This is a genomic window from Paenibacillus sp. FSL R10-2771 (assembly GCF_038000205.1).
GTDB classification, from domain to species: domain Bacteria; phylum Bacillota; class Bacilli; order Paenibacillales; family Paenibacillaceae; genus Paenibacillus_AQ; species Paenibacillus_AQ phytohabitans.
In genome coordinates, this window is record NZ_JBBOBM010000001.1 from 5,687,597 (window position 1) to 5,703,675 (window position 16,079).

General features: G+C 51.8%; 16 protein-coding genes. 7 read left to right on the top strand and 9 right to left on the bottom strand.

All coding sequences use genetic code 11. The features are described 5' to 3' along the window. Positions 1-8 precede the first annotated feature (8 nt). Both infC and NSU14_RS24140 read right to left on the bottom strand, forming a co-directional pair. Positions 9-506 carry a translation initiation factor IF-3 gene (infC, locus tag NSU14_RS24135; RefSeq protein ID WP_039301536.1) on the bottom strand — a complete coding sequence of 166 codons (498 nt, stop codon included), beginning with the start codon at positions 504-506 and terminating at the stop codon, positions 9-11. 287 nt (positions 507-793) lie between these two features. Then, positions 794-2,032 carry a glycosyltransferase family 2 protein gene (locus NSU14_RS24140; protein WP_042134481.1) on the bottom strand — a complete coding sequence of 413 codons (1,239 nt, stop codon included), beginning with the start codon at positions 2,030-2,032 and terminating at the stop codon, positions 794-796. A gap of 408 nt (positions 2,033-2,440) precedes the next feature. Here NSU14_RS24140 and NSU14_RS24145 point away from each other — a divergent pair, with 408 nt between their 5' ends. Both NSU14_RS24145 and NSU14_RS24150 read left to right on the top strand, forming a co-directional pair. Continuing rightward, positions 2,441-2,968, top strand: a complete 528-nt coding sequence (locus NSU14_RS24145) for a phosphatase PAP2 family protein (RefSeq protein WP_340947502.1) — start codon at positions 2,441-2,443, stop codon at positions 2,966-2,968. A 54-nt stretch (positions 2,969-3,022) separates the two neighbouring features. Continuing rightward, on the top strand, positions 3,023-4,138 hold the full coding sequence (locus NSU14_RS24150; RefSeq protein WP_340947503.1) for an MGDG synthase family glycosyltransferase: 1,116 nt from the start codon (positions 3,023-3,025) through the stop codon (positions 4,136-4,138). Positions 4,139-4,271: 133 nt separating this feature from the next. Here the strand turns inward: NSU14_RS24150 and trmB are convergent, their stop codons facing one another. Then, complete coding sequence (gene trmB / locus NSU14_RS24155) at positions 4,272-4,988, bottom strand: tRNA (guanosine(46)-N7)-methyltransferase TrmB (RefSeq protein WP_042134479.1); 717 nt, start codon at positions 4,986-4,988, stop codon at positions 4,272-4,274. Positions 4,989-5,321: 333 nt separating this feature from the next. Further along, on the bottom strand, positions 5,322-5,504 hold the full coding sequence (locus NSU14_RS24160; RefSeq protein ID WP_039301551.1) for a hypothetical protein: 183 nt from the start codon (positions 5,502-5,504) through the stop codon (positions 5,322-5,324). A gap of 244 nt (positions 5,505-5,748) precedes the next feature. Here NSU14_RS24160 and NSU14_RS24165 point away from each other — a divergent pair, with 244 nt between their 5' ends. From NSU14_RS24165 to NSU14_RS24185, 5 genes are all read left to right on the top strand, one after another. After that, the gene (locus NSU14_RS24165; protein ID WP_039301554.1) at positions 5,749-6,705 is read left to right on the top strand and encodes a TIGR01212 family radical SAM protein; all 957 of its coding nucleotides are present in this window, start codon (positions 5,749-5,751) and stop codon (positions 6,703-6,705) included. Then, positions 6,705-7,310, top strand: a complete 606-nt coding sequence (locus tag NSU14_RS24170) for a tRNA (mnm(5)s(2)U34)-methyltransferase (RefSeq protein ID WP_076248946.1) — start codon at positions 6,705-6,707, stop codon at positions 7,308-7,310. Before NSU14_RS24165 ends, NSU14_RS24170 begins: the two co-directional genes overlap by 1 nt. Beyond that, a complete protein-coding gene (locus NSU14_RS24175) occupies positions 7,311-7,736 on the top strand; it encodes a VOC family protein (RefSeq protein ID WP_340947504.1) in 426 nt (141 codons plus the stop codon). A 312-nt stretch (positions 7,737-8,048) separates the two neighbouring features. Beyond that, positions 8,049-9,017 (top strand): type I phosphomannose isomerase catalytic subunit, encoded by a 969-nt coding sequence (locus NSU14_RS24180; protein WP_336102974.1) that lies wholly within the window; start codon positions 8,049-8,051, stop codon positions 9,015-9,017. An 88-nt stretch (positions 9,018-9,105) separates the two neighbouring features. Then, on the top strand, positions 9,106-10,068 hold the full coding sequence (locus NSU14_RS24185; RefSeq protein ID WP_076242440.1) for an alpha/beta fold hydrolase: 963 nt from the start codon (positions 9,106-9,108) through the stop codon (positions 10,066-10,068). Between the two features lie 558 nt (positions 10,069-10,626). Here NSU14_RS24185 and NSU14_RS24190 read toward each other — a convergent pair. From NSU14_RS24190 to NSU14_RS24210, 5 genes are all read right to left on the bottom strand, one after another. Further along, entirely contained in the window at positions 10,627-11,490 is an 864-nt protein-coding gene (locus NSU14_RS24190; protein ID WP_340947505.1) for a hypothetical protein, read from the bottom strand. Between the two features lie 291 nt (positions 11,491-11,781). After that, on the bottom strand, positions 11,782-12,339 hold the full coding sequence (locus NSU14_RS24195; protein ID WP_340947507.1) for a histidine phosphatase family protein: 558 nt from the start codon (positions 12,337-12,339) through the stop codon (positions 11,782-11,784). Between the two features lie 157 nt (positions 12,340-12,496). Next, positions 12,497-13,120 carry a nucleotidyltransferase family protein gene (locus NSU14_RS24200; RefSeq protein WP_256703733.1) on the bottom strand — a complete coding sequence of 208 codons (624 nt, stop codon included), beginning with the start codon at positions 13,118-13,120 and terminating at the stop codon, positions 12,497-12,499. Next, positions 13,077-13,610 (bottom strand): GNAT family N-acetyltransferase, encoded by a 534-nt coding sequence (locus NSU14_RS24205; RefSeq protein WP_340947508.1) that lies wholly within the window; start codon positions 13,608-13,610, stop codon positions 13,077-13,079. Before NSU14_RS24205 ends, NSU14_RS24200 begins: the two co-directional genes overlap by 44 nt. Before the next feature lie 444 nt (positions 13,611-14,054). Beyond that, positions 14,055-16,073, bottom strand: coding sequence for a B12-binding domain-containing radical SAM protein (locus tag NSU14_RS24210; RefSeq protein WP_340947509.1), 2,019 nt, complete (start codon positions 16,071-16,073; stop codon positions 14,055-14,057). Positions 16,074-16,079: the final 6 nt, after the last annotated feature.

Below are 16,079 nucleotides of genomic sequence, written 5' to 3' on the forward strand. Positions count from 1 at the left end.
CTCCAGGATTATTGGGCTTTAGGAGCCAAAATCATAATCATGCTGCGGCCTTCCAGCTTAGGCTGGCGCTCAACAACAGAAATATCTTCCACTTCGTTCTTCACACGCTCCAGGATCTTCTGGCCGATACTCGCATGGGTAATCTCACGTCCGCGGAAACGAACGGAGCACTTCACTTTATCGCCTTCGCCCAGGAACTTGATAACATTGCGGAACTTGGTCTGATAATCATGTTCTTCAATGTTAGCACGGAACCAGACTTCCTTGATATCCACGATCTTCTGGTTCTTGCGCGCTTCCTTCTCTTTCTTCTGCGTTTCATAACGGAACTTGCCGTAATCCATGATGCGGCATACCGGCGGTTTCGCCTGCGGTGCTACATTGACTAAATCAAGATTAAGATCGATCGCCATCTGCAACGCCTCGCGGATCGGTTTGATCCCGATTTGTTCACCTTCTGCTCCAACCAGCCGGACCTCTTTGGCCCGAATTTCATCATTGATCATATGTTCCTTACTGATAATACTCCACCTCCGGATCTTCTTGTAATGCGGTTCTCCATAAAAAAGGGATGCCGGTAACTCCCCGACACCCCGTTTGATCAACGTTCATGAATTATAACCATTCATAAAGCATTGAGATCAAAACCAGTCGGCAATTTAGCCGTTCAGGTGAGAAGCCGGTGCTTCTGCTTGCAATCCCTATGTTTTGCATACTTGAATACTATACAACACTGAGCGAACGGTGTCAATATCTTCCCCAAAAAATACTTAGATAACAATCAGGCATTATACTACACTTGCTTGCTCTGCACTTCCTCAAGCCGCACCACACGCGTGTGCTTGGTATGGCTCCATTGCTTGTTGTTCTGCGTGAAGAACGCGTAGAACGTAATGGGGTACCACGAGAGCAGATAAACCGGGAAGGCCAGGAGGTACAGATATACCTTCTTGAACTTCACCTTCTCCAGCGCCATGGCCAGCAGGAAGGTCAGAATATTGGCGCCAATGGCAAAGTAGCTCAGCCAGAGCGGCAAATGACCGTAAATATTAGCAATGTGCGGACCATCGAACATGGAGTTGTCGATCCACATTACCGCCGTCATCAGGAACGTCAGCAGCACAATGTAGACGTTCGCTCCATAGAGCGCCAAGTCAAACTTCGTCAGGCTGCGTTCTTTGATGCTCTGCCACAGCAAAGGGAAGAAATAACGGCGGGCGACTGTGAAATGCCCCTGCATCCACCGCAGACGCTGTCTGGAGGAAGCCTTGAACGTAAGCGGCTTCTCATCGAAGACTTTGGCATCATAGTTGAATCTTGGATACACACCCTTAGAAGCGCTGCGCATGGTGAATTCCAAATCCTCCACCAGACTTGTGGCCCCCCAGCCCATCTCTTTGAGCAGGTTCGTCTCGAAGCACATGCCTGTTCCGCCGAGGAAGTTGGCCATATTCAGATTATGGCGCGACAGCTGCCAGAGCCGGTTGATGTACCAGTAGGATACGCCGTAAGCAGCGGTAATCCATGAATCCTCCGGATTCTTGGTATCGATATAACCTTGAATTACACGGCCGCCTGAGCATAGATCATTATTCATTTCGGTCAGGAATTCGGTATGCGCGAGGTTGTCGGCATCAAACATCACGACAGCATCATACTGGCGGGGCAGCGCCCACAGCTCCTTGAGCATCCACTCGATAGCATAACCTTTTCCGCGAAGATTCGTGTTGGTACGTACACAGGCATTCATGCCGTGCTCCCGTACGATGGCTGCTGTATTATCCGTACAGTTATCGCAGATGACAAATACATCGTACAGTTCCTGGGGATAATTAAGCTGCTTCAGATTTTCCATTAACGCGCCGACTACTTCTTCCTCGTTGTGCGCGGCAACCAGTACGGCAAATGACTTTTGCGGCGCATACTTAACCTTGTTCTTTTTCTTGTGCAGCCCAAACAGTGAGAATGCAAACTGATAAACTGCAATTGCCGCCAAGATCACTTGGAGCGTAACAAACAATGCGTCTGTCATGATCTTTTGATGCCCCCTTTTCCAAGTCTAGATGTTCTCTTTCTCTCTCAGGCTTGTTAACGTTCTTTCTGACCCTTTTGTTGCATCCCTTACAGCAGACAAGAATTATCCCTTTTTCTCGGGCAGGCTTCCGAATTGTATATAGCCCCGTTCCTAAGATATGAACATGGTATCCGGATCATGGCCGAATCCTTATTTCTCTGTTACCTTATAAACGGGATCTTCCTGCTTGAATCATTGTAGACGCATTGGGGTACACAAGTCAAAACTGGCATTTTTCGAGTGATTCCGAGCTTTTTCTTGAAATGGACTGCCTTAAAAAAGTATGATAAAGACAGCTTCAGGTCTTGGAACCTGCTGCTTAAGCTGCGCCAAATATCTTTAGCCGGACTAACGGAGGGACAAGATATGAGACCTTTTTTCAAGAAACTGCATCTCTTGGAGCGGCTTCTCTTTCAATGGATTAACGGACGGCTGCACAACCGTTTTCTGAACTTCTGGCTCTGGTACCTCACTCATCTCGGAGGAGCTACGAGCTCCATCGGTATCAATATTCTGATCTGGGCACTGTGTCCACAGCCATGGAGAACTACAGGACTGCAGGCACTGACAGCACTGGCTGTAAGCCATCTGCCCGTTGCCGTTGCCAAAAAGCTCTATCCGCGCATGCGGCCTTATCTGGCGCTGCCGGGCACCAATACGTTTCATAATCCGCTTAAGGATCATTCTTTTCCTTCAGGCCATACTACAGCTATCTTCGCCTCTACGGTTCCTTATATGATGGCCTACCCTGCCCTGACCTATATCTTGCTTCCGCTCGCCTGCACGGTCGGCTTCTCCCGGATCTATCTCGGGCTGCATTATCCGTCCGATGTCATCGCTGGTGCGGTAATCGGCTCCGGCGTTGCCGCAGGCACGCTTGCGCTATGGGCCTGACGCCCTCCCGGCTGCGGACCCCTGAATACCACTAAAGAACAGGTGAACTATACATTGCGCAAAAAAAGAGTATTATTGCTGTCCGAAGGTTTCGGCGCAGGGCATACCCAGGCAGCATACGCGCTGTCGAGCAGCCTGCGCAAATTGTCGCCTGATGTGCAGACGAAGGTGCTGGAGCTCGGAAGCTTCCTCAATCCCAAGATGGCGCCGATCATTGTCTCTGCCTACCGCAAGACGGTGATCTCCCAGCCCCGGCTGATGGGCTATGTCTACCGGCACCAGAAATCATTCAATCGTCTTACCACACTTGCCCTGCACCGCATATTTTATACGCATACGCAAAATATTGTGAAGCAGCTGAAGCCGGACATCATCGTCTGCACTCATTTCATTCCCGGCGCTGTGGTTTCCCGGCTGAAACGGCTGGACCCGTCGCTGAAAGCGCCGCTGATCACAGTCATCACGGATTACGACGCCCATGCCAGCTGGATCAGTCCTGAAGTAGACCGTTATCTGGTCTCTACACCGGAGGTCAAGGCCAAGCTCCGCCGCCGCAGTGTTGCTGTCGCCAAAATCCGGGTAACCGGTATGCCGGTACATCCCGATTTCTGGGAGCATCCCGGCCGGGAAGAGATCCAGAAGCAGTTCAGCCTCCGGAACATGCCTACGGTCATGGTCATGGGCGGCGGCTGGGGCATGATGAACGATGAGGTGGTGAACGAAGCCCTCGCCGGCTGGCGGGAGAAGGTGCAGCTTGTGTTCTGCCTCGGACAGAATGACAAGCTGCTGCGCGGAATGCAGGAAGACCCGCGCTACAGCCACCCCAACATCAAGCTGCTGGGCTTCACCCGTGAAGTCGATAAGCTCATGGAGGTCTCGGACCTGCTGGTCACCAAGCCCGGCGGAATGACCTGCAGCGAAGGATTGGCCAAGGGCATCCCTATGCTCTTCCATTCACCGCTGCCGGGGCAGGAAGAAGAAAACTGCCGTTATTTCACGGCCGCCGGCTTCGGGGAACCGATAAGCTCCCTCGATGTGGTCGACCGTTGGATGGAACGGCTGCTGGGCGACTACGGGGATGTGCGGGCCAAACGCCAAGCCCATCTGGAGGAGATTTCCCGGTTCAACCCGCTGCAAAGCGCCCAGAGCATCATTGACATGCTGGAATAGCCCCCGCATTCTTATAGAACAATGGGACCTAAGGCATACACCTCCTTATATTGGATGATAAACGGCAAATGGCAGCCCAGGGAGAATTCCCCGGACTGCCATTTGCACTATACAGCTAATAATGTCGAAAGGACTACAGGCGGTATTTGTCCAGCCGGGAGGCCTGATACTGCTTCAGCGCCTCTTCCCCGACAATGGCCTCGCAGCGCTGAATGTTCACACCGCGTCCGTAAAATTTGGTTTCATATTCCGTCATGACATGCTCTTCATTGATCACGCCGCCTTCATGCAGATCAAGGGAAATGTTCTTCATCTGCAGACCATAGTCGGCAAAAGCATTCAGGGAGAATTCAAACAGGCTGCGGGAATCCGTCTTCAGGTGGATTTCGCCAAGCGGACTAAGCAGCCCGCGGTATTTGTCGAGAAAACGCGGATGCGTCAGACGCCGGCGGGCATGCTTGCTCTTCGGCCACGGATCGCTGAAATTCAGGTAGATCCGCTCCAGTTCACCCGGAGCAAATACTTCCTCCGCATAATCGATATTGGCCAGTGCCACTCTGACGTTCGGCGGCGTCTCTTCCCCTGCCGGCTCCCACACATTTCTGGCCTTCTCGGCTGCACGCCGGACCAGTTCATCGTACATATCAACGCCGATAAAATTGATACCGGGATATTTGAAGCTCATCTGGCTGATGAACTGCCCCTTGCCCATTCCGAACTCCACATGAATCGGATGATCATTGCCGAAAAGCTCCGACCAACGGCCCTTCAGGCTGCGTGGATCAAGGATGACCAGGTCAGTCTGCTCCTCAAGGCTTTCACGTATTCCTTTTCTTCCGCGTAAACGCATTAGGTATTCCTCCGCTTATCTCTTATTGCATTATCTGTGAATAGGGAGCTGCGAGGAAATTAGTACCCGCTTTTGTTGACAAAATCTCCACGGTTTTGGGAGTTTTGTCAACAAATTAGCGGTACTTTATTTCGTCGCAGTCTCTAGGATAACTGCCACTTGCAATATTGTGCCGAACTTGCCGTCAAAAGTAAAGGGATTTAAGCAGGAAGCTGAAAATATCCCTGCAAAAATTCAAAAAAAAGGATTCCCCGTCCAGCCTGAAAAAGGCCGGTTGGAAAATCCCTTTTTGTTGTATTTGGAATTGGGGTCCACTTTTCAACAGTACATAGTCTACCTTGCCGGAGCGTTAAAATCAAATGTCTTCTCGAAGGCACTGCGGATCTTGCGCTGCGCTTCGGTCTTAATCTTGTGGTTGCCGTTAAATTCCACGCCTGTCAGGGCAAGGGCCTCATCGGGAGTCAGCTGCACATCAATCGAACCTTTATTATCGGGAAACACCGTTGGAGAATTCATCGTTATCACCTCTATGGTTTATTATGGACCGGACGACACGAAATTATGAATTCAAAAATGTGATTGTGGTTGCTGCAGCGGCTTTTTTACACTTTAAATATAACATATTGTGTAAGCATTTACAAGCGAAATCCCGGCTGTTTCCTGCCTATTTCTAGCTCTTTTCCGCCGGATTTCCGGGAGTAATTGTTACGCTCTTCTTTGATTTTTGATACAATGGGAAGGTTAATGAAAGGAGCTGCACATGTCTAATCTTCTACAGACCTCCTCTCCGCTTCTGTGGGGGGATAAACGGTTCCATACCTGGAACTATGAAATGCGTGATCAGATGGATACCAAGGTGTTCAAGGTCATGCTGGATGCCGGCTTCACCTGTCCAAACCGTGACGGTTCCATCGCCAAAGGAGGCTGCACTTTCTGCAGCGCCAGAGGGTCTGGTGATTTCGCCGGAAGCCGCCGCGATGATCTGGTTACCCAGTTCAACAATGTACGTGACCGCCAGCACTTGAAATGGCCAAACGCCAAATATATCGGCTATTTCCAGGCCTACACTAATACGTACGCTCCCGTTGAGGAGCTAAGGGAATATTATGAGGTTATCCTGCAGCAGCCGGGTGTGGTCGGTCTCGCCATTGCTACCCGGCCGGACTGCCTGCCCGATGATGTGGTCGAATACCTTGCCGATCTGAACAAGCGCACCTATCTGTGGGTGGAGATGGGTCTTCAGACCATCCACCAGTCCACCTCCGATCTGATTAACCGGGCGCATGATACAGCCTGTTATACCGAAGCCGTTGCGAAGCTCCGCCGTCACGGTATCCGGGTCTGCACCCATATCATTCACGGGCTTCCGCAGGAAACGCATGAGATGATGCTGGAGACTGTATCTGCTGTTGCCAACATGGGCGTGCAGGGGATCAAAATCCACCTGCTTCACCTCATGCGCAAAACGCCGATGGTGAAGCAGTACGAAGCCGGCCTGCTGCGATTCCTGGAGCAGGATGAGTATGTGAAGCTGATTGCCGACTCGCTGGAGATTCTGCCGCCGGACATGATTGTCCACCGCCTGACCGGCGATGCTCCGCGTGATTCCCTGGTTGGCCCGATGTGGAGCCTGAAGAAGTGGGAAGTTCTGAATGCCATTGACCACGAGCTGATTGCCCGTGATACCTGGCAGGGTAAGTACTGGAGGAAGGGCTAATGGGCTTCATGTCCGTCCTTAGCTTTGCTCATAAATTAACCGCCGAGCGGCTCGCCCCCGGCGGACGGGCCATTGACGCCACCGTGGGCGCAGGTAGCGACACCCTGTTCCTCGCCAAGGCGGCGGGGCCGCGCGGCGGGGTCTACGGCTTCGACATCCAGCACGCGGCGCTGGCTCTTGCCGGAGAGCGCCTGCGGCTGGCCCGGGAGGAAGCGCCTGCTGCGCTGTCTCCCGTAACGCTGCTGCAGCGGAGCCATGCAGCAATGGCTGAAGCCGTTCCGCCCGATTGGCGCGGAACGGTCTCGACGGTGATGTTCAACCTCGGCTATCTGCCTGCAGGCGATGCCGACAAGACCATCATCACCGAGCCGGAGAGCACGCTGGCCGCGCTGGAGGCGGCGCTGCTGCTGCTGCGCCCGGGCGGGATCATCACGGCCGTGCTGTATCCCGGCCACGAAGGCGGCGGCCGTGAAGCTGCCGCCGTGGAAGCCTGGGCCGCCGGACTGGCCCAGCCGGACGCGCAATCCATCGTGTACCGCCAGCTGCAGCGCGATTCCGCCCCGTATGTTGTAGCTGTAGAGAAGAAAAAAGGAGCTGATCACTAAATGGCAGTAACCAAAATGGAGCATGTCGGCATTAAAGTGGACATTCTTGAGCGTTCACTGCAATTTTACCAGGAGGTCATCGGCTTGACGCTTCAGGGTATTCTGGGCCAGCCTGGAGATGAAGTGCGTCTCGCCTTTCTCAGCTTCCCCGGACAGGCCAGTGTTGAGATTGAACTGATTGAACGGGCATTCGAGGGTCTGCCGCAGGAAGGACGGGTAAGCCATACCGCCTTCACAGTCGATGACATTGAGGAAGAGCACAGAAGACTTGCCGGACTCGGCATCCCGGCACTGACCGGTATTTCAGAGCTCGCGAACGGCAGCCGCTATTTCTTCTTCGAGGGACCGGACAGTGAGAAGCTTGAGTTCTTCCAACCGGCGCATAGTCCTACAAATTCTGCACGAAATACAACATTTTCTTCATAAATAGCGATTCCCATCCAAATTGTTGTACAAAAGGCAGCATTTCTCCTCCTGCAAGTATTTTAGCGGCAAAATTCTTGTATTTTGTACAACAATGCTGCCAATCACCCTGGTATCGCTCAATCAATGTTGTAATAAGTACAACATAACCATGATGCTGCCAATAATGTGTGAGCTTAAGCGTGTCACATATGATCCAGCTTGGTTGACCAGGGTCTGACCAGCGTTTGACCGGTTACTTATTGGGTTATAGTCCGATGTACCGTTTAAATATTAAGTCTTAAACATTCTATAATCAGGAAGGAAGATGTTGTAATGACAAAACCATATCCTCTGAAATTTCAGCCGGAGTTCAAAGAACGTGTCTGGGGAGGCCGTGCGCTGGAGAAATTCGGCCTGGAGCTGCCGGAAGGCCATATCGGCGAAGGCTGGATGATCGCTGACCACCCGAACGGAACCTCTTCTGTTGTGAACGGCGAGCTCGCCGGACTAGGTCTGGATGCCATCCGTGAGCAGTTCGGACATGAATGGTTCGGCAGCAAGGGCATTACGGAAGACGGCGGAAGATTCCCGCTGCTGATCAAGCTGCTCGATTGCAATGACAATCTTTCCGTACAGGTACACCCTACTGATGATTATGCCGGATTACCCAAGGGCGAACTGGGCAAAACAGAAATGTGGTACGTGCTGGATGCCAAGCCGGGCGCCAAAATCATCTACGGTCTGAAAGAAGGCGTAACCCGCGAGGTTCTGCAGGATGCACTTGAGAACGGGACCGTTATGGACAGCCTGCAGGAAGTGACTGTAGCGGCAGGAGATTCTTTCTATATTCCCGCAGGCACCGTTCACGCCTTGTGCGCAGGTGTCGTTGTAGCCGAAATCCAGCAGAACTCCGACACTACATACCGGATTTATGATTACGACCGTCCCGGCCTGGACGGCAAACCGCGTGAGCTGCATATTGAGGATTCCCTGAATGTTACTGCCTATGAAGGTGCAGGCGCGACCTCGATGAAGACAGACGGTGCAGTGGCCTGTGAATGGCTGCAAATCGCCTCCTCCCCTTATTTCATCGTTGAAAAAGGTGTGGTTTCCGGTGAATGGCAGCTTGCCACCACGGACGACAGCTTCACTATTCTGGTGATCTGTGAAGGCAGCGGCCACCTGATCTGGGAAGGCGGCTCCCAGCCTTATGCAGCAGGCGAATGCTACCTGCTCCCGTCCAGCCTCGGCGCCTACAGCATCGAAGGCATGTCCACGGTTCTCCGCTCTTATCTGCCGTAAGCAACCATAACTGGTATACCGGGCAGATTTAGTTTAACGAAGTACTCTTACGCTAGGATTGCTGAATTTAACTTTCAGGAGGACGGCGATGACAGAGAACACTTTTACGATGACCGATCCACTAGGTGTCAAAATCCATGTCTATGAATGGTTGCCGGAAGCTGGAGCTGACGTCAGAGGGATCGTGCAGATCTCTCACGGCATGTGTGAAACGGCTGCGCGTTATGCCCGTTTTGCGTCCGCGCTCACCGCAGCCGGTTATGCGGTGTATGCCAATGACCACCGGGGCCATGGCCTCACCGCCGGCCAAGTCAATCTGCTAGGCGATACCGGGGAGAACGGTTTCTACTGGATGCGCCGCAATCTGCTGCAGCTTGCGGGAATCGCCTGCTCCCGGCATCAGCATGTGCCGATTTACCTGTTCGCCCATAGCATGGGCTCCTTCCTGGCCCAGAAGCTGATGTGCGAAGAAGGTAATGAAATTTACAGCGGCTTCATTCTCAGCGGTACCAACGGTCCGCGGAGCATGCTGCGGCTGGCAGAATCGCTGTCGGCAATGCAGCTAAGGCTGCAGGGAGACCACCATCGCAGCGTATTGTTGAACGGCATTGTCTTTGGCGCTTATAACCGTGCCTTCTCTCCTGTCAGGACCGCCTTTGACTGGCTTAGCAGAGACCCGGTGGAGGTGGACCACTTCATCTCCGACCCGTTCTGCGGGGCGATCTGCACTACCCGCTTCTTCCGGGATTTCTTCCATATGCTGCGGGAGCTTCATACCAGGGCCACCCTGCGAACCTTGTGCAGAGATAAACCTGTCTATCTGTTCGCCGGGGAGAAAGACCCCGTGGGGATGAACGGTCAAGGGGTGAAGCGTCTGGCCGAACTGTACCGCAGGCAGGGAATACAGGACGTAGAGTGCAAGCTGTACCCTGAAGGCAGGCATGAGATGCTGAACGAGGTCAACCGGGATGAGGTCACCGCCGATGTGCTGGACTGGCTTGCCCGCCACCTCCCTGCCGGCTCCATGCGGCTTCAGCCTACGGCGAATTAGCTTCAATGGCGCTTTGACTCTGGCGCCCGGGCTGACCATTCGTGTAATCTGCAGGGGGAAATGCTGAGAAATGTCAGTAGCTTAAATCGAATGTATCCAAAATAAAACGAGGCACCCCGTACCTGACGGAGTGCCTCGTTTTCGGTTATGCTGCCAAAGTTCTGCTGCTACCCAGGGTGTCTCCACCTGATTGACATTGCAGCAGCAACTATTGCTGTATTTTCTGCAGGATCCCCGCGGAATTGCGCATCCCGGTATGAGACTCCCCCTCAAGCTTTAACTGTAAAATGTACAACTAAAACGATCTTTTTCTGCGCAGAAGGAGTTTTAATTGCACTCTATACACTTATAAAATGCTCCTATGCCATAAAAGCGCATTATTCTCTAATTTAATTGTACAGAATACAGTTATCCCTGCTCATCCGGCTTTTCGCCGTATTTTAACTGCACGAAATACAATTATTTGCTAGGCTCTCTGCTTGAGAACGGTATCGGTCATCCCTGATTGGACTTTCTGCAATAGATTCACGAGTCTGATGGCTCTTAAGTTAAGCCGTACTAAACAGATTCTTTTTCCAGGCCAAAATGTTCTGATAATATCTTCACTAAAACCTCTCTGTACACATCTAAATCATATGAAGAATTGTTCACTTTTGTCTTAGCTATATTTACGCCGTTAAAGATCCTTTCTTCCAGTCCCCTTCTTGCCTTAAGCACCTTCAGAGTTCCTTCAAACCCGATATACCCCTGTTTTTTGCCAAACCCTTGTTTGGTGTAATAGTCAATAAACCCGTCTGACCATTCCCGGGGTCTTTCTTCAACAGCCTTGCCGAAGGAGTAATCAAGATCGTTCTGGTCAACGTATATCAGAAGCGGATTCAGCGTTTCTACAATGGCTGCCAGTTCAATAACATAACTTGTGACGTCTTCCTTGGCGGCATCATGTTTGATCATTCCCATGGTTACAGGATTCTGTATGAAGCAACAATCAAAAATATAAAGGTCAGCGCCATTTAAGGCACTCTCCGCAAACTGCTTCCATTTTGCCGTAATCAGTTCCCTATTTCGGGGTAGCGGCAATTCATACACATCGTGCTTCACCAAAGTATCCAGCATTTCATTTGGAATACTTGAACCGTGTGCATTGATTAGTTTCCGGTATTCCACGAAATAACTATTCCCTTGATTCCATGTATATGGGCTTAATAAATCCCTAAACTCCTCATAGGCGCTCAATAGATCATCGTATTCAACTTCATCTAGACAAGCGACTCCATCATAATCAGCAGGATGATCCAAATTTCCTTCAAGGAATAGCCTGGCCTTAAGATTTCTCTCTGTAAGAATTTCATGTACCAGCTGAGCCGCGGTTGATTTCCCGGAGCCTGGTAAGCCCTCGATTAAGATCAATTTAGTTTGCATATAGTAGTTCCTCCATTCATTTTTAGGAGGATAGGCAGGTAAGAATCAAGGGAGATGCGTTATTCCCGTAAAAATAAAGCGGATACCCAAAGGTATCCGCAGAAGTGGCTTTATGACACACCTTATCCTGCATACCCTGTAAGATTAAAAAAAGACATGCCTAATACAATAGTGCGTTCGCTATTAAAGGCATTCTTTAGACTTGTTAATCTTTACAGAGTCATCCACATGATACGGTTTATGCTCCTTTATAGGCATCTCATTCCTGATATTAACACCGGATACCACCAATTACAATTGCGTTGTTTCTATTACAGCCTGCGTTTTATTATATCCGGTAATCGAAGCATGCGGAATTTCTCCCACCTCTCCTACCAGGGTACGAAAAGCCATGCCGTGTCCGGTAATGATCACTTTTTTAAATCCGAGATATTGATCGATCACCTTCTCCACGCGGTTCTTCAGCAGTTCTTTGGACTCCCAAAGCTTGGTTACCCCGGGAGGATACACTCCATGATTAGTATCATAATCGTTCCCCAGCTCTGCAAGCCGCTCCAGGGAATCATATTCGAAGGTTAAGTCAGGCTGCCATTCCCTTAAATCCAATTCAACCTTTATGTCTAAACCGAGTTCCTTGGATAAAATAGCGGCCGTTTGAAGTGCTCTCGTGTAGGGAGAAGAGACAATCACTTCTGCTTCTTTTAAACGCTCATCCTTTGCTGTCCAATATACCTGGTTCACTCCTGCTTCCGTAAGAGGTACCAGATCCCGGCCATGGCCCTTTAATTTGTACTGCTCATTGATGTTCCACTCGGGTTCACCATGCCGAATGAGATAAAACTGTGTCATTGAAATCCCCCTGCATCTTTTTTTGGTACTAAATCTATTCGCTCCTCCTGCTACACAATCCTACCCGGTCGTATTTCTTAATGGAAGCCTGCCACGCTCTTCATATCGCATCTGCTGATGTAGTAGAACGTCATGAACACAGCAAAAAGCCGAAGCTTCACTGCCCCCATGGGACAACCGTAAGCTCCGGCCATTTCGACTTCCATTTCCGTGTCTTATTCAAGTAGACGTCCTCGCTGATTAACGCCTTGTTCGGCCTCAGGACTAATTGAAACAGATCTTCCAGACCGAACGGTGCGTATACCTGCCACTCCCCCTCGCTGCTGAGTCTCGCCCCCAGCGATGTGACCGTTGTCGGCCAGCTGTTAATTGCATCTTCCAGGGAAGCGTAGGGTGCCAGCTCTACACCGAACTTATCACGGTACCACAGATGAACCCGGGCCTGGTTCTTGAGATCCACCGGAATAGAAATACCTGCAAACAGCTCACGTCCGTTGGCGATCATCCGGTCCTCCGCAGCATAGCTCAAATCATGCCCATCGTAGTAGATTATATCAATATCACCAATTCCGTAATCCGGATCCCGCCCGGTAAGCTCGTTCCACACCGACTGAACCAGACACCCTGCTCCAATATAATAAGGAAAAGGTGCCAGCCCTTGCGCACGCTTGAAAATATCCATCAGCAGCGCACTGCGGGAGAACAGCTCCGTCAGACGATTGTGAAGGATCTCCCCCTCATCCATGGGCAGCCGGAGCCACGGGCTCAGTAGCCAGCTCATATTGTAAAATCAGCTGCGGCCCTTTGCTCCCGCTGCGCCGCAGCCCGTAATCCTGAAACCCTGCCCGGGCGTATAGCTGTCCGGCAGGGATGTTGCGCTCATTAACGGCCAGCACAATCTGCTGTGCTTCCGGGTAATGGCGGCGGACGAAATCAGGCAGCAGGGCCATCGCTGCTTTGGCGAAGCCCTGTCCCTGGCAGGCAAAATCCATCAGAAAGGCGCGCAGAAGCACTGCGCCGGAGTAGTCTTGGAAGAAGTCTGCGATACCTTCGCCTGTATGAAGAACGAAGAAGCCTACCGCCCGGTCTCCCTGGGCAATGACGACTCCCATTTTGCCGGCATCCGTGCAGGCATCCTGCAGCGTCTGCTCCGGCAGTCCGGTAAATTCCGCCTGCTCCGGAGGAAGCTGAAAGCTCAGCAACTGGTCCTTGAATGTCTCCTCATGCTTCTCTTCATACCTGAACAATGTAATGCGCTGATCCAGCCTCATCCTTACATCCCTCCCCCAAACAGCATCTTTCCCATGAGCCAAACTTAAGCTGTTTACTATTACTTTTCTTGAAATGCTGCCCAAAATACAACATTTCCCTGATAATACTGGCCTCAATCCAGAATTGTTGTATAGAATGCAGCATTTCTCCTCTTCCAGAGCACTTACGGGGAAAATTCTTGTATTTCATACAACAATCCGCCTGAACACCCTGGTATTTAGGAATCCGAGTTGCAAAACGTACAACATTTATGCCGATACAAGCGCGAACTTAAAAAGTTTAATTCTGCCAGCAACGAATCTGGGAATCAGTATGAGGAGTCGGGCAATTCCGGCTTGTCCCATAGCCGAAGCGATTGATCAGTTACTTGTTTGATTGGGTTGTAGTCCCCAGTGCGGGTTATATAGCCGCAAGTTTATGCTGATTCAGCATCTGGCTTCCCGCTATATAGGCAGCGTGTAATACTGCGCCCGCTGGCTCTCGTCCTGCTGATAGAGCACGATCAGCAGCGTATTGCCGCCACTGGAACCGGGATGCGCATTCGTCACAGCCGGCACTATGTCCCCGGCCACAGCTACCGCCGCATTCTCTGCCGCTTCTGCTACGGCCGTACTGCCCGCCCCTTTATCCGCATGGCTGCCTGCTATGTCCGTTGCAGCTCCCGCCCGTTTATCCGCGAGGCCACCTGCTGTTTCTGTTGCAGCTCCCGCTCCCGGCTTGCTATCCGCGCTGTCCGCTGAACTCTCAAGCGTGCCAGCGTTTTCGCCTTCAGCACCAGCCAAGCCGTCAAATCGCAGCCCGCTGATCGAATCCAGCACCGGCTCCAGCCGGAACGGCAGGACATCCAGTACGATGTACTTCTGCAGCTCACGCTCACTTAAGCCCGCCTCGGCCAGCTTGGCCGAAATCAGCTCCGGCTGCCCGGCAATCTGTTTCAGGTATTTGGCCCACTCTGACTTGCCCATCACCTCATCCCACCAGATTTTGCGCGGCTTGTACTTGTGGCCGAGGAAATAATCCAGCTTCATCAGTCCGGTGATGATGTCCATGGACGCCGTCCCCCGGTCCGTGAGGAAATTATGCAGCCGGGTGAACAGATCCTCGAGCTGATGCCCGATCTTCTGCCAGCCCCTCGCTTCCCAGTAGTCGCCGAATTCCTGGAAGAAATCGAATGGTGACGGGAAGACATGGCGGATCAGATATTTGACCGAATGAGCCAGGCGCTGGCTGTTCCAGTACTTCTCCAGCACGTCCTCCAGCCGCTTCAGCCGGATAATGTCCGAGAACGGCATGACATGGCTGCTGAGAATTTCGTACGGCGCATGCTCCATGTACGTATAGTCATATTTGGCTGCCTGGGCGCGCAGCCCGGTGCCGCGGAGCATTTTGAGGAAACCCAGTTGCAGCTCCTCCGGCTCCATGGCGAATACATCATTGAAGGTCTTGCGGAAGGTCGAGTAATCCTCCATCGGCAGTCCGGCAATCAAATCGAGATGCTGGTCAATATTGCCGCTGGCCTTGATCTTCATTACCGTGCGGGACAGCTTCGTGAAGTTCTGGCGGCGTTTGACCAGTTCGTTGGTCTCGTCATTGGTCGACTGCACACCGATCTCGAAGCGGAAAACTCCGGGCGGCGCATTCTGCGCCAGGAAATCCAGCACCTCCGGACGCATAATATCTGCTGTAATCTCGAATTGGAACACACAGCCCTGATGATTGTCGATCAGGAACTGGAACATTTCCAACGCGTAATTGCGGTTAATATTGAAGGTGCGGTCGAGGAATTTGATCACCTTGGCCCCGCCTTCAATCAGATAGAGCAGATCGGATTTCACCCGTTCAATATCGTAATAACGCACGCCTACCTCGATGCTGGACAGGCAGAACTGGCAATTGAAGGGACAACCCCGGCTTGTCTCAAAATACACAATCCGCTTGCTGAGCTCCGGCAGATCCTCCGCGAAACGGTGGGGCGTCGGCAGGGTATTAAGGTCGCTTTTGGGACGCGGCGGGTTGACGATCAGTTCCTCCCCCTTGCGGTAGGCAGCGCCGTATACGAAATGATACTTGTGTTCATCCCGGATCTCCTGCAGCAGATGATGGAAGGTCTCTTCCCCGTCCCCATTGACTACGAAGTCGATTCCGGCTTCCCGCTTCATCCAGTACAGCGGCTCATAAGACACCTCCGGCCCGCCAAGTACGATCTTCACCTCCGGCATCACCTGCTTGAGGATCGCGACCAGCTTGACCGTTTCTTCAATGTTCCAGATATAACAGGAGAAGCCGATCACATCCGGCTGCTTCTGGAAAAGGTCCGACACGATATTCATCAAGGGATCTTTGATGGTGTATTCCGCCAAAAGGATATCTTCGAATTCATGCTCGCTGTACGCCTTCAGAAGCCGGATCGCCAGCGACGTATGAATATATTTGGCATTTAATGTGGCCAGGATGATTCTCATGCCTTA

Coding starts and splice junctions, on each gene's coding strand:
- infC (WP_039301536.1), bottom strand. CDS start 506: ATGATCAATGATGAAATTCGGGCCAAAGAGGTCCGGCTGGTTGGAGCA.
- NSU14_RS24140 (WP_042134481.1), bottom strand. CDS start 2,032: ATGACAGACGCATTGTTTGTTACGCTCCAAGTGATCTTGGCGGCAATT.
- NSU14_RS24145 (WP_340947502.1), top strand. CDS start 2,441: ATGAGACCTTTTTTCAAGAAACTGCATCTCTTGGAGCGGCTTCTCTTT.
- trmB (WP_042134479.1), bottom strand. CDS start 4,988: ATGCGTTTACGCGGAAGAAAAGGAATACGTGAAAGCCTTGAGGAGCAG.
- NSU14_RS24160 (WP_039301551.1), bottom strand. CDS start 5,504: ATGAATTCTCCAACGGTGTTTCCCGATAATAAAGGTTCGATTGATGTG.
- NSU14_RS24165 (WP_039301554.1), top strand. CDS start 5,749: ATGTCTAATCTTCTACAGACCTCCTCTCCGCTTCTGTGGGGGGATAAA.
- NSU14_RS24170 (WP_076248946.1), top strand. CDS start 6,705: ATGGGCTTCATGTCCGTCCTTAGCTTTGCTCATAAATTAACCGCCGAG.
- NSU14_RS24175 (WP_340947504.1), top strand. CDS start 7,311: ATGGCAGTAACCAAAATGGAGCATGTCGGCATTAAAGTGGACATTCTT.
- NSU14_RS24180 (WP_336102974.1), top strand. CDS start 8,049: ATGACAAAACCATATCCTCTGAAATTTCAGCCGGAGTTCAAAGAACGT.
- NSU14_RS24185 (WP_076242440.1), top strand. CDS start 9,106: ATGACAGAGAACACTTTTACGATGACCGATCCACTAGGTGTCAAAATC.
- NSU14_RS24190 (WP_340947505.1), bottom strand. CDS start 11,490: ATGCAAACTAAATTGATCTTAATCGAGGGCTTACCAGGCTCCGGGAAA.
- NSU14_RS24195 (WP_340947507.1), bottom strand. CDS start 12,339: ATGACACAGTTTTATCTCATTCGGCATGGTGAACCCGAGTGGAACATC.
- NSU14_RS24200 (WP_256703733.1), bottom strand. CDS start 13,120: ATGAGCTGGCTACTGAGCCCGTGGCTCCGGCTGCCCATGGATGAGGGG.
- NSU14_RS24205 (WP_340947508.1), bottom strand. CDS start 13,610: ATGAGGCTGGATCAGCGCATTACATTGTTCAGGTATGAAGAGAAGCAT.
- NSU14_RS24210 (WP_340947509.1), bottom strand. CDS start 16,073: ATGAGAATCATCCTGGCCACATTAAATGCCAAATATATTCATACGTCG.